Raw genomic sequence first — 23,777 nt, 5'->3', positions numbered from 1 at the left:
TACGTCAACCGGTTGCTTTCGCGCCGGACGTCGACGCGGCAAGATGGCCGCGGGCGACGGCGCGGCGCAGACCTGCCGCAAGGACAAGGAAGGAGCGCGCATGAACGCGCAGGAAATCATCGACTTCATCGCGACGGCGGAGAAGAAGACGCCCGTCAAACTGTACATCCGCGAGCGCGAGGGCGCCGGCATCGACTGGGGCGCCGCGCATGCATACGGCAACGCCGACGGGCGCATCGTGTTCGGAGATTGGAAGGATCTTGCCCCCGTCCTCGAGGCCCATGCCGACGACATCGAGCACTTTGACATCGAGAGCGACTGCCGCAACTCCGCGGTCCCGCTGCTCGATCTCAAGAACGTCAACGCGCGCATCGAGCCGGGTGCCATCATCCGAGACCGCGTCGAAATCGGCGACAACGCCGTCATCATGATGGGCGCCATCATCAACATCGGCGCCGTCATCGGCGAGGGAACCATGATCGACATGGGCGCGGTGCTGGGAGGCCGCGCCACCGTGGGCAAGCGGTGCCACATCGGCGCCGGCACCGTGCTCGCAGGCGTCGTCGAGCCCGCAAGCGCGACGCCGGTCATCGTGGACGACGACGTCATGATCGGCGCGAACGCCGTCGTGCTCGAAGGGGTCCACGTGGGCAAAGGCGCCGTCGTCGCCGCGGGCGCCGTGTGCGTCGAGGACGTGCCCGCCGGCGCGGTGGTCGCGGGCGTCCCCGCGCGCGTCATCAAGATGCGAGATGCGCAGACGGACAGCAAGACGGGCCTCGAGGAGGGCCTGCGCAAGCTGTAGCGACTGGGCGCGACCGCACCCCAGTGGAGGCTCGCGAAGATAGGTCATTTGGGGACGGGTTCGTTCCAGCCCATCGGCGGCCGCGTGGGCCGCCGATGGGCTGGAACGAACCCGTCCCCAAATGAGCCAACCTTCTAGCGGAGGTTCCGGAACCCAGAGGTTCTGAATAATCGAGCTTTTGAGCGGGTGGATTTAGAACCAGCTCAAAAGGGCGCCTTCGGAGCCACCGTTTCCGCAGGTAACGGCCGAGAGACAGATGCGCTTTTTCGAGCGTTCTGAAACGAGTCGCTCATAACCTCGATTTTTCAGCACTTCTGGGCTCTGGAACCTCCACGGGAGCTGCAAACGTTCGCTATAATCCCCTCTCGGAAAAAACGAACCGACCGTAGGAGGGGCATCCATGGAACTCACCCTGCTGGGAACGGGCAACGCGCTCGTCACCGAATGCTATAACACCTGCTTTGTCATCACGGACAGCACGAAGCGCTTCCTGGTCGACGGCGGAGGCGGCAACGGCGTGCTCGTCCAGCTCAAGCGCGCGGGCATCGACTGGCACGACATCCACGAGATCTTTGTGACCCACAAGCACATCGACCATATCGTCGGCATCGTGTGGCTCATCCGCCTCATCTGCCAGAACATGGCGAAAGGCGCCTACGAGGGCGATGTCACCATCTACGGGCACGACGAGGTCCTCACCATCGTTCGCAGCATCGCCGACATGCTCCTGCAGCCCAAGCAGACGCGCTTCATCGACGATCGCGTCCACCTCGTCACCGTCGAAGACGGCGAGACGCGCACGATCATCGGCCACGAGGTCACGTTCTTCGATATCCAATCGACCAAGGCCAAGCAGTTCGGCTTCACCATGGACATGGGCGACGGCCGCAAGCTCACCTGCTGCGGAGACGAGCCGTACAACGAATGCGAGCGCGCCTATGCGGAAGGCAGCACCTGGCTGCTTCACGAGGCCTTCTGCCTGCACGGCCAGGCGGACATCTTCTCGCCCTACGAAAAGCACCACTCCACCGTCAAGGACGCCTGCGAGCTCACCGAGGAGCTCGGTGCAGAAAACCTCGTGCTCTACCATACCGAGGACCGCAACATCGCGCGCCGCAAAGAACTCTACGCCGCCGAGGGGTCTGCGTACTATCGCGGAAATCTCTACATCCCCGACGATCTTGAGACGATTGCACTGTAGAACACCGCACGCTCCCCGATTGACCCACGCCGTTCACCGATAAGCCCGACGGTCGCTCGCAAGCAACCGTCGGGCTTTTTGCGTTTTTCCAGGCAGATTAACGCCCGGCTTCCCAGGCCTGCGCATGCGATCGGTCCGAATTCGGCAGCGATCGGTCCCCCTTGACCGTTTGGGGCGCTCAACAGCCCGCAAAACACTGTTTTGCGTACTAATCACATCTGGTAGCCGGCTTCGTACGATACACCCGACAGTGTCCGAAGCGAATCAGGAGGGATTCGTATGGAGCAATGGGATGTCATCGTCATCGGAGCCGGTGTCGTCGGCTCGGCGGTAGCCCGCGAGCTTGCACGCTACCAGCTGCGCGTCGCCGTCCTGGAAAAGGAGCTTGACGTCGCCTGCGGCAACAGCAGCCGCAACACCGGCATGCTGCACGCAGGATTTACCTACAAGCCCGGAACGCTCAAGGCGGAATGCGCCGTCGAGGGCAACAAGGAGTTCGACCAGGTCGCCGCCGAGCTCGGCGTGCCGTTCAAGCGCACCGGCAAGCTGGTCGTGGGATTCACCGACCACGACATGGAGAATATCCTCAAGTTCAAGGCCATCGGCGAGCAGAACGGCGTCGAGGGCATGCGCATCATCGACAAGGCCGAGATCGAGAGCATCGAGCCGCACGCGGGCGGCGAGTTCGCCATGTACGTGCCGTCCTCGGGCATCCTCGACCCGATGGCGTACACGATCGCCCTCGCCGACAACGCGGCCCAAAACGGCGTGAAGTTCTTCTTCGACCGCAAGGTCACCGCCATCGAGCGCTACATCGCCAACAACTGCTATCTGGTCTACACCCCGCAGCAGACGTTCCGCACCAAGTGGGTCATCAACTGCGCCGGCGCCTACGCCAGCCAGATCTCCGAGATGCTCGGCTATCCCAACTACCCCGTACGCGGCTTCAAGGGCGAGTACTTCGTGCTCGACAAGAAGGCCGGCCAGTTCCTCAAGATCCCCGTCTACCCCGCGCCCAACAACCGCGGCGGCTTCTCCACGCACGCCACCCCCACCGTCGACGGCAACATCCTGGTGGGTCCGGACTCCTATGTCACCGAGGACTGGGAGGATTACAAGTGCACCAAGGACCACCTCGACGGGCTCATCCGCGACGGCTCGAAGATGTTCAAGCAGATGCGCCGCGAGTACTTCATCCGCAACTTCGCCGGCATCCGCTGGAAGCGCGTCGATGAGGAGGGCAACGTCCTCGACTTCAAGCTCGAGAGCGACCAGCAGCACAACCCCAACACCGTGAACCTCGTGGGCATCGAGTCCCCCGGCGTCACCTGCGCGCTGCCGCTCGCCCGCCGCGCCGTCGCGCGCCTGGTGGAGGTCGAGAAGCCGAGCGTGAACGAGCACTTCGACCCGCATCGCCCGGCACCCAAGCGCTTCTACGACATGACGCACGAGGAGCAGGCGGCCGCCATCGCTGAGGATCCCGAGTACGGCGAGATCGTCTGCCGCTGCGAGACCGTCACCCGCGCCGAGATCCGCCGCGCCATCAACAATCCGCTCGGCGTGCACACCGTCACGGGCATCAAGAACCGCACCCGCGCCACCATGGGGCGCTGCCAGGGCGGCTACTGCGAGACCCGCATCACCGAGATGATCGAGGAGGAGCTGGGCATCAAGCCGACCGACGTGCGCTACAACCATGCCGGCTCGTACATGTTCACCGGTCCTGTCAGGAGCGGCAAAACCGATGATTCCGCATCCGAAGGGAGCGTGAGCGCATAATGAAGCACGTAGACGCCATCATCGTCGGCGGCGGTCCCGCCGGTCTCGCTGCCGCGATCGAGCTTCACAAGAAAGGTGTCACCGACATCTTGATCCTCGAGCGCGAGAAGAAGCCCGGCGGCATCCTGCGCCAGTGCATCCACGACGGCTTCGGCCTCACCCGCTTCGGCGAGACCCTGTCCGGCCCCGAGTACGCGGCGCGCTTCGTCCGCGAGGCCGAGTCGCTCGAGATCCCCTGCCTCACCGACACCACGGTGCTCGAGATCACGCCCGACCGCCACGTCTTCGCCTCCTCCTCCGAGCACGGCATGATGGAGTTCGAGGCCGGCGCGATCATCCTCGCCATGGGTTGCCGTGAGCGCACGCGCGGCGCCATCAGCATCCCGGGCACCCGTCCCGCCGGCGTGTACACCGCGGGCGTGGCCCAGTCCTACATCAACCTCAAGAACAAGATGGTCGGCCGCCGCGTCATCATCCTGGGATCCGGCGACATCGGCATGATCATGGCGCGCCGCATGACGCTCGAGGGCGCCGAGGTGCTCGGCGTGTTCGAGGTCCAGCCCTACGCAAGCGGCCTTCCGCGCAACGTCGAGCAGTGCCTGAACGACTACAACATCCCGCTGTCGCTGTCCCACACCGTCACCGACATCCGCGGCACCGACCGCCTGGAGAGCGTGGTCATCTCCGAGGTCGACGACCATATGCAGCCGATTCCCGGCACCGAGAAGGAATACGAGTGCGACACGCTCATCCTCTCGGTGGGTCTGATCCCCGAAAACGAGCTCACCTGGATGGCGGGCGCCGAGAAGGACCCTGGGACGAGCGGTCCCGCCGTCGACGAGAACTACCAGACGACCGTGCCGGGCATCTTCGCCGCCGGCAACGTCCTGCACGTGCACGACCTCGTGGACTTCGTGTCGCTTGAGGCCGAAGCGCTCGCCGACAGCGCCGCGCGCTTCATCACGCAGGGGTCGCTGCCCGAAAGCAAGCTCGCCGTCCGCGGAGGCGAGCTCGTGGGCGGACTCACGCCGTCGCGCATCAGCGGCGAGAGCGACGTCACCGTGTCGTTCCGCGTGCGCCGTCCGCTGCGCGACTGCACCGTCGAGATCCGCCAGGGCGAGACCGTCCTCAAGCGCCGCAAGATGGCGAAGGCCCTGCCCGCCGAGATGATTCAGATCAAGCTTGCCGCAGACAAGCTCAACACCACCGACGACCTGGAGGTGACGGTGTCATGCTAAGGGAATTCACCTGTATCATGTGCCCGCAGGGATGCGATATCTCCGTCGAGCTCGAGGGCAAGACGATCAAGGGCATCTCGGGCAACAAGTGCCCCAAGGGCGAGGCCTACGTCACCCAGGAGATCGAGAACCCGATGCGCAACATCGCGACGTCGGTGCTCGTCGACGGCGGCGATCTGCCGCTCGCGAGCGTGCGCCTGTCCGGCGTGATCCCCAAGGACCGCATCTTCGACGTCATGGCCGAGATCCGCAAGGTCGAGGTCCCCGCGCCCGTTCACGAGGGCGATGTCGTGATCGCCGACGTGCTGGGACTCGGAGTCGACGTCATCGTGACGAAGGACGTCGAGGCCGCGTAATCGCACCGCTATAACAGCCCCCTCCTGCGAACAGGCCCGCTGCACCTTGAAGAGGCGCAGCGGGCCTGTTGCTTGACGTGTCTTGGGATGGGGCCGTTTTGCCCACGCACAAGGAAACAGCCGCCTTTAGCGGAGACGGCTGTTCGGCGTGGGGCCATCCCACAATGACTCATTTTCGCAGGAGGGCTTAAAACCTTCTGCTCGCTACGAGTATACCCCATGGCGGCTTACCGCCCTGCCCTACCGGTTCTCGATGCTCCCGATGTTCTTGAGCTCGATGGAGATCAATCCGTTCGGCTCGTTCACGAACTGCACGTACTCGGTGTTGCGCAGCATCTCCGCGGGAAACGTGATCTCGATGCCCGTGTCGGTGCGGATCTTGTGGTTGCGCACCGCCGCGCGCTCCACGTTGGCGCGCTCGACCGGCACGCGCTCGGGCAGCTGCTCCTCGCGCATCTCGGCCTCGAAGCGCTCCTTCATAGCGGGTTCGTCCTCGAAGATCTCGTCGGCCAGATCCCACGGGGCGAGCTCCTCGTCCTCCTCGACCTTCTCGGCGACAACCTCTTTGGCGCGCGCCAGGGCCATGGCCGTGTTGGCGCCGTGCTCCTCGGCAACCTCCTCCACGATGCGCGTCACCGTGTCGATGATCTCCTTGCCCGACACCCCCGTCACGCACTGCAGCAGCCCGTCGGGGATGAGCATGGTGTCCTCGCCGGCGATCTTGCGCTTCTTATCCTGGTAGAACACCTCCATCGTGCTGGCGCGCACGATGCAGTAGCTCGTCACCTTCTGAGACGGGTTGGGCAGGATCGCGTAGTGGCGCGCGATATCGTTACGCACCTGGCCGCCCTCGCGATCGACCTCGTGCATGAACGCCATACGGCTGCTCATGAGCAGGATCGCGAACCAGCGCACCTCGTCATCGTCTTCGAAGTCCGCCACGAGCACGTCGGTCGACTCCGCCTTGTCTGCCTTGGCGAGCTCTCCTGCGACGAACTCGGCGATCTGCTCGGAGAAATCGATGAACTCGCGGTCGCCGAACAAGAACGCCTTGAGCTCGCCGGCAAACCCGCTGTTCTCGGCGAACGAGGCGCGCTTGTTGTCCGCGCTCGTTCGGGCGCGGCGCAGGTGAGAGGTCACGAACGAGCGCACGGCGCGCGTGTCGAGGTCGAGCTCGCGCTGGCTCATGACGTTGACCGACGAATCGAAATCGAGAATATGCAGAATCGCATGGTTGATCTTCATGCCAACTCCTATCAGGGTTTGTGAGCCTCACGAGTATAGCGTGTCTTGCGGACAGCTCGAGCAGGCGATGAACCAAAACGGTCCCGTCGCGAAGCGGCTTATTGCTCGTCGGATGCGCGCAGGGAGTCCACCAAACCGGATGCCACGTCAGACATGCGATCGATCGTCGCCACGCGGGCAAGCGCCTTGAACACGTCGGTTACGAAGGCGCGCTGCTCGGGTGCCAGGGAAGACACCGCCTCTTTCATGGCGGGCAGGCTCGTGCGCCAGTTCTCGCGGATATCGGCGAAGCGCGTGGCCCCGGTCACGCTCAGCACCTGGAACAGCGTCGCGATGAACTCCCCGCGCTCCTCGGGGGTGAACCGGCGCATCCACGCGGCAAGCGTCGAGCCGAAGTAGCGCGAGCTCGCCGACAGGCCATCTGCCTGCTTGAATTCGCAGCTCTCGACCTCCCACAGAAACGGGTTGTGCTGCAGCACGGAGATCCCGCCGCTCTCGACGACGGTGAACTCATGGCGCTCGTCCATGATGAGGCCGATGATCGAGGATTTGGGCACGTTCTTCTCGACGCGATCACGGATGCGCGCATACCCTTCGCCCTCGAGAAACGAATCGTCGAAGCCGGGGCCGTCGTGGGAAAAGACGCGCACGATCCGCCGCTGGATATCTTCGGGAGCCGAGGCCGCGGCATAGGTCGCAAGGTTACCGCCCTTGGAATGGCCGCCGAGGTAGATGGGGCCGGTCAACTGCGGTGCCACGCGCTCAAGATACCGCTGCGCCTCGCACTGCGAGGGCACCGGGAGCTGCGAGGCCATGTTGAAGTCCTCGCGCCACCCGACCAGCGTGGAGTCCGTACCCCGAAACGCGAGGTAGGCGCTGCCGTCGGGCAGCATGAACGTCATGGCGGCGAACTGCTCGGAGGTCGCGCGCTCGGTCTTGTAGGCGAAATGGCACAGGCGTGTATCGCGAAAGCGCGGGCTCGCGCACACGGCGAACAGCAGCTCGCGGCTGGACTCGGGGTCCCAGCTCGTACCGAACATCGACGAGAAATCCTCAGCACGCAACAGCTCGTGGAGTCCGATGCCCTCGGGCATGCGCGCGCAACGCAGTTGAGAGCTCAAGCGAAAGTACGACAGCCACGAGAACACGAGGCTGTCGAGGGCGTTCAGCGGCCGCCTGGAAAACGGGTCGCGAGCAGACTGCGCGTAGGTCAAGAAGTTGTCCGCGCGCTTTGACGAGGGGGTGGGCTGAGCGCTTGTGTCGTCCTCGGTATGGCGCGGCGAAAGCGACGGCCTGCTCAGGGGGATCTTCTCAGCAAGCGTGCCGAGCACGCCGGAACCTGCCTTCTCATCCGTAGGCATCGCCGCGCCATCGGGCAGGCCTGCGCCCGTCGGCTTCGTAAGCGAGACGACGCGTCGCGCGTCTTTTCCGGCATGCATCATGCTCGACCCCTCACGTTAGCATCGCATAGGCAACAACAATAGTTCTGTCCAAGCGTACCAAAAGCACCGCCAGGAAGACTCTAGCCTTAAGAAGCGCAGATTACTGCCAGCTACGACCTGCCCCGCAGAGGCGTTTGGGGCAAAACGAGGCTGCCTGCGGTCCACAGCGGAGGTTCCAGCGCTGACTTTCGCTGAAAAATCGACGTTTTGAGCGGGTGGTTTTCGAACCCGTCTGAGAGGGCATCTTCAGAGGTAGCGTTTCCGCAGGTAACGACCGCACGACGAGTTCGCATTTCCGGGCGCTTGAAAGCTACCCACTCAAAACGTTGATTTTTCAGCAACTCTGAGCTCCGGAACCTCCCGCTGGACGTCCTCCCGAGGCAGGGACGCGGTCTCAGACCCATATGCACTTCCACAGGGTGCCGATCGGGGGCGTCGCGCAGCGGCGGCGGCCAGCCGCTCGCGCACCCGCTATGCAACCGCCCGGGTGCGCGATGCAGTGGCCAGCCGGTTCCTAGCCAAGCAGCATCCACACAGAAGCGTCTTGGCCCAGCGCACCCGTAAGCGGCTCGGACGATACGAGCACCTCGCCTTCGGGCAAGGCGAGCTCATGCGCACCAAAGTTGGTGATGCTCACGAGCGTCTTGCCACCGGCCGCGGGGCGGGCATAAGCGATCACCTCGCGCGCCTGCTCGGCAGAAATCCCCAACTCGCCTGCTCCCCACCAGGTCAGTGAGGTATCGCCCGTAGACGTGAGCAGCTCATGGCGCAGTGCGAGGATTCGGCGGTATAGGTTGAGCATCGAGCCGGGCTCGGCATCCAGGCGATCCACCGCGTGCTCAACGAACCACAACGGCTGTGGCAGGTGCGGGGCAGCCGTCTTGTCCGCGCGCGCCACACCCGTAGCCGGCGCGGAAAACCCGAAACTCGCCGTATCCCCGTCACCGAAGGAGCCGTCCCACGCAGCCGGCGCCGGCAGGTCGGAAGCGACCCAGGGCAGCGGCACGCGGCAGCCATCGCGCCCCTTCAGCGCATCCCCGTGGCAGGTCCGGCGCGCCTGCGGATCCTCCAGACGATCCCACGGGATGTTCGCAACCTCGAACAGGCCCAGCTCCTCGCCCTGGTAGATGTAGGCCGAGCCCGGCAGCGCCATCTCCATGAGCAGCGCGGCGCGAGCGCGCTTGGTGCCTAGCGCGCGATCCTCGGTATAGGTCGCCCCGTCGCGCAGCAGCCAGTCGTTGACGAACTGATGGTGCACCTTTGCCTTCACCTGCGGCAAGCCGTAGCGCGTCGCATGGCGCGGCACGTCGTGGTTGGAAAGCACCCACGTGCTCGTGGAGCCGGATTCCTCCGCGCAGGCAAGGCCCTCCTCAATGGCGCGACGGAAGTCGGCGGCGTACCAGTCCGCCTTGGCGAACTCGAAGTTGAAGACCTGACCGAGCTCATCGGGCGAGGCGTAGAGGCGCTGGTGATCGGGTGTCACCCACGCCTCGGCGACGGCGAAGCGCGGCGGCTCGTATTCGTTGAAGATGCGGCGCCACAAGCGGTAGATCTCATGGACCTCGGGGCGGTCCCATAAGGGATTGTCCGCGTTGCCGCTCCCCTGCTTAGGCGCCTGGTCGAGCTCGTCGAGCGGACGGCTCGTCAGGTCCTTCGCTAGGGCGTGCGCCACATCCACGCGGAACCCGTCGACGCCGCGGTCGCACCAAAAGCGCAGCGTGCGCTCGAACTCCTCGCGCACGTCGGGATGCTGCCAGTTAAGATCGGGCTGCTCGGCGGCAAACAGATGCAGGTACCATTCGCCGTCCTCGACGCGCTCCCACGCCGAGCCGCCGAAACACGACATCCAGCCGTTCGGGGGAAGCTCACCGTGCTCCCCGCGGCCAGGCCGGAAGATGTAGCGTTCGCGCTCGGACGAGCCGGGGCCCGCGGCGAGCGCCGCCTGGAAGAAACGGTGCTTGTTTGAGGTGTGGTTGGGCACGATGTCCACGATCACGCGGATGTCGTGGGCATGCGCGGCGGCGATAAGCCCATCGAAATCGTCGAGCGTGCCCAGGCGCGGGTCGACCGCGCGGTAATCGATGACGTCGTACCCGCCGTCGGCGAGCTCGGAAGGATAGAACGGTGAGAGCCAGATGGCATCGATGCCGAGTTCGGCGAGGTAATCGATCCCGGCGGTCACCCCGCGGATATCGCCCAAGCCGTCGCCGTCGGCGTCGCGGAAACTGCGCGGATACACCTGGTACACGACAGCCTGCTTCCACCATTCGATTGCGTTGATCGCCATGGCTACCTCCCGCTCACATCGGTCGTCAGGGCCATTCTATCGTGCCATGCTTGTACGAACAAGCATGGCACGATAGCAAAATGCGACCGGTTTTTTTCGCGGGATATGACAGGGTGCGAGGGCGGTCGCCGGTCGGCGGGTTGGCAACCTGTTGGCGATCGGCGGGAAGCCTGCCGGCCAGGTGCCGGTACGCCGCCGGTCGGCTGTTGGTCGGCGTCAGGTCGACGTTCGGTCGGTTGACTGACGATTGGCCAGCTGTCGGTCGACTGTCTGTCGGCGTCAGTCCTGTCGGCTGCACAGTCGGCGGTCGGCGCCCATCGCCACACAAGCCGATGGGCGCCGACGCAGCCTGCGCATCCGGCTAACGCAGCTGCGCGCGGTCGATGACCTCGGACAGCGCCGCAGCGGAGCGGTGCAGCTCACCAAGCTCCTCATCGTCAAGGGAGATGGGCACGCGGCACTCGATGCCGCCGCGGCCGATGATCGTGGGCATAGAGATGGCGATGTCGGAAAGGCCGTACTCCCCCACCATGAGGCTCGAGACGGGCAGGATGCACTTCTCGTCACCCATAATCGCCCGGCACAGGCGCTGGACCGACATCGCGATGCCGTAATACGTCGCGTACTTGCGCGCGATGATCTCGTAGGCGGCATGGCGGACCTCGTCGACGATACGCGCCTCGGTCGCCTCGTGGTCGAAGTGGCCGCGCATCTCGCAGAAGTCCTCGAGCGGTACGCCGGCAACGTCGGCGCTCGACCACACGGCAAGCTCGGAGTCGCCGTGCTCACCGATGATGTACGCCTCGACATCGCGCGGATCAACGCCCAGATGATCGCCGAGTGCCTCCTGCAGGCGGGCGGTGTCGAGCACAGTGCCCGAACCGATCACGCGGCTCTCGGGCAGGCCGGACATCTTGATGGCGGCATAGGTGAGCACGTCGACCGGGTTGGAGACGATAAGCAGGATGCCCTCGAATCCAACCTCCCGAATGCGCGGGATGATGCTGCGGTAGATGGCGACGTTCTTGTTCACCAGATCCAGACGCGTCTCGCCGGGTTTCTGCGCAGCGCCCGCCGTCACCACGATGATCGCCGCATCGGCGGCATCCTCGTAGTCGCCGGCGTAGATGCGCATGGGATGCGCGAACGGCGCCCCGTGGCTGATGTCGAGCGCCTCGCCCTCGGCGCGGGCGCGGTCCACGTCGATAAGGACCATCTCGGAAAACAGCCCGCTTTGCATGAGGGCGAACGCCGATGACGAGCCGACGAACCCGCATCCGACGACGGCGACTTTTCTATCGTTGACCATGGTAGTCCCCCTGATTCAATCGGAATTGGTATCGGTACCATGGTGTAAAATATATCCGCAACGTGCGAGCCTAAACGCGCCGCCGCTATTTCCTATCATTCTTATAACATTTACACATGAGAAGGGTTGGCTGGGTTGGTTGGGGACGTGTTCCCTCCAACCCATTGGGACGCGCTCCTTCCGACCCATTGCGCGGTAGCGTCGGGGTTGAATGGGGCGTGTTTCTTCCAGCCCATGGTGCGACAGCGTCGAGATATCTGAAGGAACGCCGAGCAAGCGCAACGGGCTGGAGGGAACGCATCCCCAAATGAGTTGCGATGGGTTGGAAGGAGCGCGTCCCCAACCAACCCATCCCCAACCAACCCGTCTAGATGTTAGATGCCGGCGGCCTCGATCGCGGCGACTGCCGCCTGAAGGCCCTCGGGCGGCAGCACGAGCGCCATGCGCACGTAGCCCTCGCCCGAGGGGCCGAAGCTCGCGCCGGGCGTCACCACCACGCCCGCGCGGTCCATGAGCTCCTCGCAAAACGCCATGGAATCCGTGCGCCCGCCGGGCAGCTTGGCCCACACGAACATCGTGCCGTGCGCGTTGGGCCGCTCCCAGCCGATGCGCTCCAGGCCGTCGCACAGCGCGTCGCGACGCTCCTGGTACTTGAGGCGCTGCGCCTCGACCTGGTCGAGCGGACCGGTCAGCGCGGCGATGGCGGCCTTCTGGATGGGGTAGAACATGCCGAAGTCGATCTGGCTGCGCAGCTTGGCGAACGCCGAGACCACGTCGGAGCGGCCGACCAGAAAACCGATGCGCGCTCCGGTCACGTTGAAGGACTTCGAGAGCGAGAAGAACTCGACGCCCACCTCGAGCGCACCGGGATACTGCAGGAAGCTGCCGCCGCGCGGGCCATCGTACACGATATCGGAATATGCGTTGTCGTGCACGATCAGAAGGTCGTGCTCGCGCGCGAACGCGATGATCTCCTCGTACACCTCGGGCGTGCCCACGCTGCCCACCGGGTTGGCGGGAAGCGACACGATCATGTACTTGGCGCGGTCAGCGACCGCAGGATCGATATCGGCCACATGCGGCAGGAAGTCATGCTCGGCGCTCAGCGGGTAGTAGGCAAGCTCGCCGTCGGCGATCTTCACGCCCGCCTCGAACACCGGATAGCAGGGGTCGGGCACCAGCGCCGTGTCCCCGGAATCGAGCAGGGCGAGCCCCAGATGGCCGACGCCCTCCTGCGTGCCGTTGCACGAGGCGACCATGTCGGGCGTGATGCCCTCGACGCCGAAACGGCTCGCGTAGTAGTCGCAGACCGCCTGCTTGAGCTCGGGCAGGTCACGCAGGCTGTATTTCCACTGGACGGGATCGGCGGCGGCGTCGCGCAGCGCCTCGACCACGTGGTCATACGGCGCGAAATCGGGCGTGCCCACCGACAGGTTGTAGATCGTGCGGCCCTCCGCCTCGAGCTTGAGCCTGCGCTGGTTGAGCGCCGCGAACACCTCGTCGCCAAAACGGTCGAGCCTGCTGGAAAACTTCATAGGTGGATATCCTCCCTCGCCCCGGACGGGGCGTCTGGTCGCAGAACACTGCACCCTAGTGTAGCGCGAAGGAGGAGGCCGGGGTGGAGTCGATTTCACAAGACCGGCCCCTGGCCGCCCCTATGCACAGGAGCGGCCAAGGGCCGGTCCGAACCTGCCTACGGTTGCAGGCGGTCGATCTCCTCGAGCCACAGGCGCGAGCTGGCATCGCTCGGCATGCGCCAATCGCCGCGCGGCGACAGGGTGACCGAGCCGACCTTCGGCCCATCGGGCAGGCAGCTGCGCTTGAACTGCTGCGCGAAGAAGCGCCGGTAGAACACGCGCAGCCAGCTCCACACGGTGTGCTCGTCGTAGGTCCCCGCAAAGGACCGGCAGGCCATCCGGTAGATCTTGCCCGGCGTGAACCCAAAGCGCAGCAGGTGGTACAAGAAGAAATCGTGCAGCTCGTAGGGACCGACGAGGTCCTCGGTCCTCTGCGCGATCTCGCCGTCTCCCGTGGGCGGCAAAAGTTCGGGGGACACCGGGGTGTCCAGGATGTCGAGCAGGGTGTCGGCAATCTCGCCGCCGAAGACGTCGGCCGCGTAGCGCACCAGGTGGCGCACGAGCGTCTTGGGCACGCTCGCGTTCACGGCGTACATGCTCATGTGGTCGCCGTTGTAGGTGGCCCAGCCCAGCGCAAGTTCGGAAAGGTCGCCGGTGCCGATGACGAAGCCGCCGAGCTCGTTGGAAAGATCCATGAGGATCTGCGTGCGCTCGCGCGCCTGGCTGTTCTCATAGGTGACGTCGGTGACGGCCGGATCGTGGCCGATGTCGGCGAAATGCTGCTTGACGGCGTCGTGGATCGAGATCTCGCGGAAGTCCGCGCCGAGGCCGCGGGCGAGCGTCTCGGCGTTGCTCTTGGTGCGCACGGTCGTACCGAACCCGGGCATGGAGGCGGCGGTGATGCCGGAGCGCGGAAGCCCGAGCGCGTCGAAGGCGCGCACGGTCACGAGCAGGGCCAGGGTGGAGTCCAGGCCGCCCGAGAGCCCGATGACGGCGCGCTTGGTGCCCGTGTGCGCCAAGCGCGTCTTGAGGCCAGCGGCCTGGAGGTTGAAAATCGTCTCGCAGCGCTCGGCAAGATCGCCATGGTCCGCCGGCACGAACGGGGTCTGGGGAAAGACGCGATCGATATCGAGCGCCGAGCGCATGAGCTGCGGCGCCGATGACCGATCGCACATCTCGCCTGTCTCCGATCTTCCCGTGTACGAGAACAGCACCTCGTTGCACGGACGCATGCTGAACGGACGCTTTGCCCAGGTGGTCGAGCGGCGGCGCTCCGCCATCAGGCGGTCCAGATCGACATCGGCCACGGCCATGTCGCACGTGAACATATCGGTACGCGCGAGCAGGCTGCCGTTTTCCGCAATCAGGTTCTCGCCCACGAAGACCAGATCGGTCGTCGACTCCCCCTCGCCCGCATCGGCGTACGCATAGGCGCAGTACAGGCGCGCCGATTGGCCGCGCACCAGCTCGCGGCGGTATTCGGCCTTGCCGATGATCTCATCGGAGGCGGACGGGTTCAAGATGATCGTCGCCCCTCCGTCCACCGTCATGTCTATCGAGGGGGGCGCGGGCACCCACAGGTCCTCGCACACCTCGACGCCGATTGTCACGGAATCCAACCCCGCATCGCAGCACCGGTACACGAGCCTGTGACCCATGAGGACCTGGCTTTGGCCGGCAAAAGCGACGCACCCCGTGTTGAGCGGCGCCGGCGTGAACCAGCGCCGCTCGTAGAACTCGCCGTAGTTGGGGATGTTCTGCTTGACGGTCAGGCCCAGCAGCCTGCCGGCGCAGCACACCGCGGCGCAATTGTAGATGGCCTCGCCGTTCGCGACGGGCAGACCGACCGTGAAGAGAACGGACAGGTCGCGCGTCTGGTCGAGCAGCCGCGCCAGCGCGCTCTCGCAGGCGCGCAGCAGCGTGCGGTCCAAAAACAGGTCGGCGCACGTGTACCCGCTCAAGCACAGCTCGGGCAGCACGAGGGCGCCCGCGCCCCGGTCCGCCGCCGCCTTCACGCATTCGAGAATCGCCTGCGCGTTGCCCTCGACATCCCCCACGCGGATATGCGGGGTTGCCGACACAATACGGAAAAACCCATCGCCCAATCCCGTGCCCGCGGCAGACCCGAGGCCGGCTAGATACAGCTCGTCCATCTCTTCTCCTTCAACGGAAGCCCTGTCGCCACCTATTGTAGCGGCATACGGCAGACGGCATACCATGGCTCTTTCGCGACTGGGATGTTCGCGCTGTTTGCGAAAGGTATAATGGCTGGGCATGTAATCCCGACAGGAAGGCAGCGCGACCGTGAGCGAGACCAACACCAACAAGGCAGCCGGGACTCCCGGCATTCCGAAGCTCGCGATCGTGGTGGTCACGTTCAAGCGGCAGGAGCTGCTTGCCAAGCTGTTCGACTCGTTCTGCACGCTCACGGTCGCGCCCTGGCGCATCGTCATCGTGGACAACGAGCATTCCGACAAGACCGAGCGCATGGTGGCCGAGCTCGGCGAGCGCACCGACGAGCTGTGGGGCGCGCCCGCCGACGGACCCGATGCCGAGGGCGGCACCGCTCGCGTGGTCTATGCACCGCAAGACGACAACCTGGGCGGTGCCGGCGGCTTCTCCGCCGGCGTCAAGCGCGCGTGGGAGCTCGGCGCCGAATGGTTCTGGGTCATGGACGATGACGTCATGGTCCTTCCCGAGGCGATCGAGCGCCTGGAGCCCTGGACCCGCGACCATCGCGTGATCCAGGGGTCGCGTCTCGACTACGACGGCGGCGACTTCTACTGGCAGTACCACTTCATCGAGTCGCTGGGCATCCCCAACCCCATCGCGCCCGCGGCGTTCGGCCCCGAAGGCTATCGCCCCATGAACACGATGTGCTTCGAGGGCGGCCTGTTCGCACGCTCCGTGGTCGACGAGATCGGCCTGCCCGACCCCCGCTTCTTCATCTACTGGGACGACACCGTCTACGGCTATCTGGCCTCCAAGGTCACCGAGCCCATCGTGGTCGCAGACCTCATCTTGCAGCGCACCCGCGATATCCCCAACTGGGACATCGCGGGGCTTCGCCAGCTCAACGGCACCTCCGACATGAACCGCTACCACATCATGCGCAACCGCGGCTACATGATGCAGTATTTCCGCGCCCACGGCGATTACCGCCGCATCACCTTCGGGCTCGGCACGGCGGCCACCTTCGCCAAGGAGGTCATCCGCCTCGTCATGGTCAACCGCGACAGCCTGAAGACGGGCATTCCGGCGCTGTTCCGCGGCATGCGCGATGCGCGAAAGATCTACCAGGACCGCACGTGGAAGCCCATGCCGCCGCTCAAAGACCGCTGACGCACCGGGCCCGCCCCGTGTCCATAGAGCATGTGGGCACGTCGGAGGAGCCTCCAAGCTACACCACCCTCGATACGAGCGCGAAGCTCATGGCGGCGCTCGCGTCCTCCAAGGGCTGGACGCACCTGACGCTCGGGCAGAACGTCGACGTCCACTCGTCCTTCGTCGAGACGCCGTGCCCCTTCGGCCTCGATGTCGCCTGGCTCGTCGAGCGGGCCAACCACTATCTGTCGCTCATACGGTAGCTGCCCGCCGGTTCGTTCGTCTTTTGGCCCTAGGGAAGCGCTGGCCGATTGATCCCCGCTCGCAGATGTGCGGTATCTCCACGGTGGGGATACCGCACCGTCGCCTGCCGTCCGGTGCTCCTCCACCACCCTTGTTCTCCACAATTCCTCCCCTTGTGTTGCCTCTTTTTGTTGTCTTGCCGCGTCCACTTCCAATCATGGTTGAGGGGTACACAATCTAACGGAACGATTCCGGCGGGACGTGCGGCCGCGCTCGAGCGCGCAGCGCCGCCCTCGCCGTTTGCCATATCCGAAAGGGGCCAGTCCATGGCTGCATACAGCGACAACTACACCTCGCGCAGGAGGACGCGCGTCTATCAACCCCCTCAGAGCACCCAGGTGCTCAAGCATGAAACCATCGGTCAGACTCAGGCGATCCCGCCCAAGAAGAAGCTGTTCGACGGCGTGTCCGTGGCCCAGATCATCGCCGGCGCCGCCGCTGCGGCGACCTCGGTGGCGCTCGCATCCTATATCGGCATCGCGGGATCCATCATCGGCGCCGCGGTCAGCTCGGTTGTGACCGTCGTGTCCTCCCAGATCTACCGCCGTTTCCTCGACGTCAGCGCGCGCAAGCTCAAAGATGCCGGCGCGATCGCGCAGGCAAGCATGCGCACGTCCCAAAGCGATGACCAGGCCTCGCCGAGCCAGGGAGTCAGAGGGGCGCGCATCGCGCCCGTCAACCTGCGCGAGCGCGCGGCGGCGGAGCGCTCCGCGACCCAGAAGAAGGTGATCGCGTTCTCGATCCTCGCCGCCGTGGTCGCCGTTGCCGTCTGCGCCGCAGCCATCTGGTTCGGCACCTCGGGCGAGGGAATCGGCGAGAAGGCCGCCCCGCTCATCCCGACGACGACGCAACCCGTCGATACCGGCACGCAGCAGACCGTCGATGACGGCGGCGCGCAGCTTCCCGCGACTACCGAGGACGATGCGGACGCCGTCCAGCCCGACACCGCCACCTCCCCTGCCGATGACACCACCCAGACGGAGCCCGAGACCCCGCAGGACCAGCAGACCACGGACGCCACGACGCCTCCGGCCGACACCGCAGGCAACACGTCATCCGACACCACGGGCTCCGGCACATCGAGCAGCTCCTCGAGCACGGGCACCGATACGAGTACGGGAAATCCGACCACGACCCCCTCATCCGGAACGGACGCCCCTTCTACAGCCGCCTCTTCGGCCAACTGATTCCCCGCATCGAGCATCAGCAGCCAGACGGTCGTCTCCCGTAGGCGCGAGGGCCGCCTACGGGATTTATCTGCGCGCGCATCCGCCCCGCCGCCCGGTCGGAAAAAGGCTATCCGCTCGATGGTAATATGGCTATGGACGAACATGGGAAGAGGGGCACATGAGCAAGCAACCGGTCAAGCCGACGCTGTCCGTCGGCAATCATATCTATCTCTATCAGCTTCTATCGACGGCCATCGGATGCGGGAAGCAGACCCTGGCGCCCAAGATCGAAGAGGTCCTTGCCGCCGAGCGCATGACCGCCGAGGACCTCGGGTTCTCCGACACGCGAGAGCTGCTGGAAGAGCTCGACGACTTCATCACGCTGACCGTGTTCAAAGGTGGCCGCATCTACGCCACCATCAACGCGCAGCCCGCATGGGACGAGGCGCTGGCGGCCCCCGAAAAGACCGCTGCGCAGAAATCGGGCAAGTCCTGGAAGCGCAAAAAGACCGACAAGGGCCTGAAACCCGTAAAGCCGCGCCGCGTCAAGCGCGAAGAGCCCAAGCCGCAAGAAGAGCCGGTCGAAGAGCCGACGCAAGATGCCTCGGAGACCGCCGAGGAAGCCAAGGAGATCGAGCCGCAGGCCGCAGCGCAGCAGGAGCAGCTCGCTGAGGAGCCGGTCGAGCAGCCGTCTGAGGAAGCCACCTCGACAGAATCCGATACGCAAGACGATCATGATGGGGACGCCGACGAGCAGCTCCCCGATGACGCCGCGGAACCCGTCGATGGCGTGAACGCGCCGGAAGAGCCCGAGAAACCGGAGGCGGAGTCTCCGCAGCCCGCCATCACGCTCACGGTCGTCTTCGATCCCGAGAACGCCAATGCCGGCATGCAGACGCTCGAATCGACGCCCGGCATCAGCCCGTCCGAGGTCGCCTTAGAGGTGCAGGAGGGCGCAGAGCCCGAGGTCGAGCAAGAAGCCGCGCGAACAGAAGCGCCGGACATGCCGCCTGCGGCATCCGATGAGCCCCGGGCGCCGGAACCGACAACGGAGCCGGCTCCCCAGGAGCCCGCGGACTCACCTGCGGAAACCCTTGAACCTGAACCGCAGCCGGTCACTCCGCCGGAACCGGTGCCGCCCGCCGCACCCGTCATTCCCGACGACTACCCTCGAGATTTCACGGTCGACGTCTACTGCCCCGGCGACCTGCTGCGGGAGATCTCCTATCTGCTCCCCTACGGCGCCGACGTCATGGGCATCCTCAACGAGTACTACTACATCGCCCAGCTCCGCAACACGATCGAGGCAGCGCGCAACCGCGCGACGTTCCCCTTCGGGTATGCGCGGGACGGCGAGCGCCGTTATGCCGCGGTGCGCATCAAGCGCAGCACGACGGCCAGCGGCACCTCCTGGGTCATCGACAAGCTCGAGGTCGACGAACCGTAAATGGGTTGGTTGGGGACGGGTTCGTTTCAACCCATCTCAGCGCACCCGATAATACGTTGTGGGACTGAGCCGTTTCAGTTCACCTATATCCACGAAAAGCCGCCTCGGGACCCGAAGGTCCCGAGGCGGCTTTCCTTAGCTCTGCTTGGAAACCCTGCAGCCGCGACTAGTCGCGCGTCAGCTTGCGGCGGATGCGATGCGGCTGCGCGGCGTCCTCGCCCAGACGCGCCACGCGGTTCTCCTGGTAGGACTGGAAGTTGCCCTCGAACCAGTACCAGTTGCCCGGATTCTCGTCGGTGCCCTCCCACGCCAGGATGTGCGTGGCCACGCGGTCCAGGAACATGCGGTCGTGGCTGATGACGACCGAGCATCCCGGGAACTCGAGCAATGCCGCCTCGAGCGACGACAGGGTCTCGACGTCCAGGTCGTTGGTCGGCTCGTCGAGCAGCAGCAGGTTGCCGCCCTGCTTGAGCGTGAGCGCCAGGTTCAGGCGGTTGCGCTCGCCGCCAGACAGCACGCCGGCGCGTTTCTGCTGGTCAGATCCCTTGAAGCCGAAGCTCGCCACATAGGCGCGGCTCGGCACCTCGGTCTCGCCCACGAGCATCTTGTCGGTGCCGCCCGAGACGACCTCCCACAACGATTTGTCGGGGTCGATGCCCTCGCGCATCTGGTCGACATAGGAGATCTTCACGGTCTCGCCCAGCTCGATGGAGCCCGACGTCGGCTGCTCGGTGCCCACGATCATCTTGAACAGAGTCGACTTGCCCACGCCGTTGGGGCCGATGACGCCCACGATGCCGTTGCGCGGCAGGCTGAAGGTCAGGTCATCGATGAGCACGCGACCGTCGAACTCCTTGTGGAGATGCTCGACCTCGAGGACCTTCGCGCCCAGGCGCGGACCGACCGGGATGCGGATATCGGTGTAGTCGAGCTTCTGGCTGGCGCGGGCCTCGGCCTCCATCTCCTCGTAGCGCTCGAGACGGGCCTTGTTCTTGGCCTGGCGGGCCTTGGGGCTGCTGCGCACCCACTCGAGCTCGGCGGCCATGCGCTTGGCGAGCTTGGCGTCGCGCTGGCCCTGCGCGGCGATACGCGCTGCCTTGGTCTCGAGATAGGTGGAGTAGTTGCCCTTGTAGGGGTACAGGTGCCCGCGGTCGACCTCGCAGATCCACTCGGCGACGTTGTCGAGGAAGTAGCGGTCGTGGGTGACGGCGAGCACGGCGCCCGGATAGTTGTGCAGGAAGTGCTCGAGCCACAGGACGGACTCAGCGTCCAGATGGTTCGTGGGCTCGTCGAGCAGCAGCAGGTCGGGAGCCTCGAGCAGCAGCTTGCACAGGGCCACGCGACGACGCTCGCCGCCCGACAGGACGGAGACGGGCATATCGGCGTCCGGGCACTGCAGCGCGTCCATGGCCTGGCCGAGTTTGCTGTCGATGTCCCAGCCGTCGGCCGCATCGATCTCGTCCTGCAGCCTGCCCATCTCCGCCATGAGGGCGTCCATGTCGCAGTCCGGGTCGCACATCTCCTCGCCGATCTTGTTGAAGCGGTCGACCTTGGCGAGCAGGTCGCCGAATGCCATGCGGATGTTCTCGATGACGGTCTTGTCGTCGTCGAGCGGCGGCTCCTGCTCGAGCAGGCCCACCGTGTAACCGGGCGTCAGACGCGCCTCGCCGTTGGAGACCTCCTCCTTGCCTGCCATGATCTTGAGCAGCGTCGACTTGCCCATGCCGTTGGGGCCCACGACGCCGATCTTGGCACCGGGGTAAAACGACAGGGTGACATCGTCCAAAATCACCTTGTCGCCATGCGCCTTGCGCGCCTGATACATCTGATATACGAACTCTGCCATGCATACTCCCTGTATGGTCATCTGACACGTATGGGTCTATCGTCGCAGATACGCGAGGTTGCCTCCATACCAAAACGGGCGCCCGACAACACTTCCACAGGCAAGGCGGCGGCAGGAGAGGCAACAACGAGGCGGAGCATGTGCCACCTAACCTATAATGTGCATCAACGTTCCGAGGGAAAGGCGCCGTATGCAGGAAACAGCAACCGACCGGCTTCGCATCATCATGGGAGACGAGGGGCTCGAGCGCCTGCAAAGCGCAACGGTCATGGTGTTCGGCTGCGGCGGCGTCGGGTCGAGCTGCATCGAGGCGCTCGCCCGCGCGTTTATCGGTCGGATCGTCATCGTCGACAAGGACGTGGTGGCGCCGAGCAACATCAACCGGCAGGCCATCGCCTTCACGAGCACCGTCGGCAAGCGCAAGGTCGACGTGATGGCCGGCATGATCCGCGACATCAACCCCGCGTGCACCGTCATCGCCCATAACGCCTTCGTGCTGCCTGAAAACCTCGAGGGCCTGTTCGATGAGTGCCTGGCCGCCTGCAGCGGACGCATCGATTACATCGTGGACGCCATCGACACGGTTTCGGCCAAGCTCGCGCTGGCCCAGCTCGCCGACGAGCGCGGCGTGCCGCTCATCAGCAGCATGGGAGCGGCCAACAAGCTGCACCCGGAGTGCCTGCGGATATGCGATATCCGCGAAACGGAGCGCGACCCCCTCGCCCGCGTCATGCGCAAGGAATGCCGCCGACGCGGGATTCGCCGCCTGCAGGTGCTCTACTCCTGCGAGGACCCGATCGACCTTTTCGCGCGCGGACAGGGGCAACCGGGCGAGCGCGTGCTGGGAACGGCATCGTTCATGCCGCCGATCATGGGGCAGATGATTGCCGGCGAGGTCATACGGCAGATCTCCGGTGTGGGATGCGGTAAGGCGCGCGAAGGCGGCGCCCGGCGCGACCGCTAGTCTCGATGGGCCGAACTTCCAAGGAGGAGCCATGCGCTACGTCGATATGCACTGCCACCTCGGGCTCATGCGCGACGGCCTCGCCTGCGCGCGAGAGGCCGAGGTGCGCGGCATCGGGATCCTCGACGCCAGCGTGACCCCTGCGGGCTACAGAGCCTCGCGGGAGGCATACGCCGCCTGCCCCAACGTCCGCGTCGCCGCGGGCCTCCATCCGTGGTGGCTATCGGATGGAACCTGCGGGGACGCGGATGTCGATGCCCTTGCCGAGCTCGTCTCCGATACGCCGCGCGTCGGCGAAGTCGGCCTTGATTTCAGCACGAAGCATCTTCCGAGCAAAGACGCCCAGGTGCGCGCGTTCACGCGCGTCGCCCGCGCCTGCGCAGAGCACCCGCTTGACGGGCGTCTTCTGACCATTCATGCCGTGCGTTCGGCCGACACGGTGCTCGACATCCTCGAAGAGACCGGGCTTGTGCGCGAATCCGTCTGCATCTTCCACTGGTTTTCCGGGACGAGCGACGAGCTCGCCCGCGCGCGGCGCGCCGGCTGCTGGTTCTCGATCAACGCGCATATGCTCGCCACCCGCAAAGGCCGCGAGTACGCGCGCATCGTTCCCGAGAACAGGCTGCTGCTCGAAACCGATGCGCCGCCGTCGAACACCACTTTCGGCTGCGCTGAGCTGGAACGCGAGCTCGCGGACACGTCTGAGCGCCTCGCCGCCATCAGGCACGCCGATGCACGCGAACTCGCCTATCGCATCGCCGAGCGCAGCGCCGCGCTTCTCGACCTCTAAAAACCGGATGCCTTCCCTGTAGTGGTCTCATTCGCCGCGGGGACGGGTTCAGACCTCACTCATTCATGAACGAACGAGGGCCTTTTCGGCGTTTGCGCAGGATTCGTTTATTTGACGCCCCTCTAAATTCATGAATGAGCGGGCCTGCGGCGCTCCGCTTCAAACCGATTCCGGAAGGTCCGCGCCTGCTGCCGAGCAACGTGTTCGCTCCCCCGAATTGCTGTGCATAACTGCGCATCGCGCGGGTAAGGAGCCAGTAGAAGGCAGAACCACGATACGGAAGGGAGCCATCATGATCGATTTCAACGCCATCGTCACACTTGCTGGGATGCTCGCTTCGCTTGCGATCGTGTTCGTCGTGCTCGAAGCCTCTTCCATCGCCGTCCCGGCAGCCGTCAAACGTGCCGCCACGTGGGTCAATCCCCGCAACGAGCGCCTGGTGTGGACACAGCGCCATCCCGCGAGAGAGGTGAGCGGCATCGCCTCGTTCGCAGGTCGCAAGCTGCACGCGGCGCTCACCCGCCCGAGCATGAACACCATGCCGATTCGCCAGGCGGCATAGCGTCGCTCAGCCGCACATCGTCGACAGCAAGACGGGGGCCCGCGGGTCCCCGTCTTTTTGAGCAAGCGCGTGCAAATTCGGGGACGTACCTTCCGCATGCATGTTTGCACGCCGAAGGTACGTCCCCGAATTTACG

General features: G+C 65.1%; 19 protein-coding genes. 12 read left to right on the top strand and 7 right to left on the bottom strand.

Annotated elements, in window-relative coordinates:
* Positions 1-100 precede the first annotated feature (100 nt).
* The 5 genes from dapD to QVN30_RS09000 all read left to right on the top strand — a co-directional run bounded on the left by dapD (position 101) and on the right by QVN30_RS09000 (position 5,376).
* A complete protein-coding gene (gene dapD, locus QVN30_RS09020; RefSeq protein ID WP_204538940.1) occupies positions 101-802 on the top strand; it encodes a 2,3,4,5-tetrahydropyridine-2,6-dicarboxylate N-acetyltransferase in 702 nt (233 codons plus the stop codon).
* Between the two features lie 400 nt (positions 803-1,202).
* Positions 1,203-2,003 carry an MBL fold metallo-hydrolase gene (locus QVN30_RS09015; protein ID WP_289836141.1) on the top strand — a complete coding sequence of 267 codons (801 nt, stop codon included), beginning with the start codon at positions 1,203-1,205 and terminating at the stop codon, positions 2,001-2,003.
* Between the two features lie 279 nt (positions 2,004-2,282).
* Positions 2,283-3,782, top strand: a complete 1,500-nt coding sequence (locus tag QVN30_RS09010; RefSeq protein ID WP_289836140.1) for an NAD(P)/FAD-dependent oxidoreductase — start codon at positions 2,283-2,285, stop codon at positions 3,780-3,782.
* Complete coding sequence (locus tag QVN30_RS09005) at positions 3,782-5,020, top strand: NAD(P)/FAD-dependent oxidoreductase (RefSeq protein WP_289836139.1); 1,239 nt, start codon at positions 3,782-3,784, stop codon at positions 5,018-5,020. The genes QVN30_RS09010 and QVN30_RS09005 overlap by 1 nt, the downstream gene beginning before the upstream one ends.
* Positions 5,014-5,376, top strand: coding sequence for a DUF1667 domain-containing protein (locus tag QVN30_RS09000; RefSeq protein ID WP_066833492.1), 363 nt, complete (start codon positions 5,014-5,016; stop codon positions 5,374-5,376). Before QVN30_RS09005 ends, QVN30_RS09000 begins: the two co-directional genes overlap by 7 nt.
* Before the next feature lie 240 nt (positions 5,377-5,616).
* Here QVN30_RS09000 and QVN30_RS08995 read toward each other — a convergent pair whose 3' ends face one another.
* The 6 genes from QVN30_RS08995 to QVN30_RS08970 form a co-directional block, all read right to left on the bottom strand.
* On the bottom strand, positions 5,617-6,621 hold the full coding sequence (locus QVN30_RS08995; RefSeq protein WP_066833495.1) for a nucleoid-associated protein: 1,005 nt from the start codon (positions 6,619-6,621) through the stop codon (positions 5,617-5,619).
* Between the two features lie 98 nt (positions 6,622-6,719).
* Positions 6,720-8,063: an Mbeg1-like protein gene (locus QVN30_RS08990; protein WP_239459252.1), complete on the bottom strand. Its 1,344-nt coding sequence runs from the start codon at positions 8,061-8,063 to the stop codon at positions 6,720-6,722.
* A 514-nt stretch (positions 8,064-8,577) separates the two neighbouring features.
* Positions 8,578-10,350, bottom strand: a complete 1,773-nt coding sequence (locus QVN30_RS08985; protein WP_289836138.1) for a glycoside hydrolase family 13 protein — start codon at positions 10,348-10,350, stop codon at positions 8,578-8,580.
* Positions 10,351-10,711: 361 nt separating this feature from the next.
* A complete protein-coding gene (locus QVN30_RS08980) occupies positions 10,712-11,659 on the bottom strand; it encodes an L-lactate dehydrogenase (RefSeq protein WP_289836137.1) in 948 nt (315 codons plus the stop codon).
* A gap of 374 nt (positions 11,660-12,033) precedes the next feature.
* Positions 12,034-13,194: a pyridoxal phosphate-dependent aminotransferase gene (locus QVN30_RS08975; RefSeq protein ID WP_289836136.1), complete on the bottom strand. Its 1,161-nt coding sequence runs from the start codon at positions 13,192-13,194 to the stop codon at positions 12,034-12,036.
* A gap of 158 nt (positions 13,195-13,352) precedes the next feature.
* Positions 13,353-15,389: an NAD(+) synthase gene (locus QVN30_RS08970; protein WP_289836135.1), complete on the bottom strand. Its 2,037-nt coding sequence runs from the start codon at positions 15,387-15,389 to the stop codon at positions 13,353-13,355.
* Positions 15,390-15,540: 151 nt separating this feature from the next.
* On the opposite strand from QVN30_RS08970, the gene QVN30_RS08965 reads away from it, so the two are divergent.
* The 4 genes from QVN30_RS08965 (at position 15,541) to QVN30_RS08950 (ending at position 19,479) form a co-directional block, all read left to right on the top strand.
* Positions 15,541-16,578, top strand: coding sequence for a glycosyltransferase (locus QVN30_RS08965; RefSeq protein WP_289836134.1), 1,038 nt, complete (start codon positions 15,541-15,543; stop codon positions 16,576-16,578).
* A 17-nt stretch (positions 16,579-16,595) separates the two neighbouring features.
* Positions 16,596-16,823 (top strand): hypothetical protein, encoded by a 228-nt coding sequence (locus QVN30_RS08960; RefSeq protein WP_289836133.1) that lies wholly within the window; start codon positions 16,596-16,598, stop codon positions 16,821-16,823.
* 306 nt (positions 16,824-17,129) lie between these two features.
* Positions 17,130-18,050 (top strand): RodZ family helix-turn-helix domain-containing protein, encoded by a 921-nt coding sequence (locus QVN30_RS08955; RefSeq protein WP_087199430.1) that lies wholly within the window; start codon positions 17,130-17,132, stop codon positions 18,048-18,050.
* A 160-nt stretch (positions 18,051-18,210) separates the two neighbouring features.
* Positions 18,211-19,479, top strand: coding sequence for a hypothetical protein (locus QVN30_RS08950; protein WP_289836132.1), 1,269 nt, complete (start codon positions 18,211-18,213; stop codon positions 19,477-19,479).
* A 166-nt stretch (positions 19,480-19,645) separates the two neighbouring features.
* On the opposite strand, the gene ettA is transcribed toward QVN30_RS08950, so the two are convergent.
* Positions 19,646-21,325, bottom strand: a complete 1,680-nt coding sequence (gene ettA / locus QVN30_RS08945; RefSeq protein WP_066833525.1) for an energy-dependent translational throttle protein EttA — start codon at positions 21,323-21,325, stop codon at positions 19,646-19,648.
* Positions 21,326-21,515: 190 nt separating this feature from the next.
* Here ettA and QVN30_RS08940 point away from each other — a divergent pair, with 190 nt between their 5' ends.
* The 3 genes from QVN30_RS08940 (at position 21,516) to QVN30_RS08930 (ending at position 23,641) form a co-directional block, all read left to right on the top strand.
* Positions 21,516-22,289: a tRNA threonylcarbamoyladenosine dehydratase gene (locus QVN30_RS08940; RefSeq protein WP_289836131.1), complete on the top strand. Its 774-nt coding sequence runs from the start codon at positions 21,516-21,518 to the stop codon at positions 22,287-22,289.
* A gap of 31 nt (positions 22,290-22,320) precedes the next feature.
* The gene (locus tag QVN30_RS08935) at positions 22,321-23,079 is read left to right on the top strand and encodes a TatD family hydrolase (RefSeq protein WP_289836130.1); all 759 of its coding nucleotides are present in this window, start codon (positions 22,321-22,323) and stop codon (positions 23,077-23,079) included.
* Between the two features lie 292 nt (positions 23,080-23,371).
* Entirely contained in the window at positions 23,372-23,641 is a 270-nt protein-coding gene (locus tag QVN30_RS08930) for a hypothetical protein (protein WP_273358291.1), read from the top strand.
* Positions 23,642-23,777 lie beyond the last annotated feature (136 nt).

Source organism: Collinsella ihumii (assembly GCF_030385545.1).
GTDB lineage: Bacteria > Actinomycetota > Coriobacteriia > Coriobacteriales > Coriobacteriaceae > Collinsella > Collinsella ihumii.
Note: the sequence above shows the minus strand (reverse complement) of the source record. Positions and strands in the feature narration are given on the sequence as shown.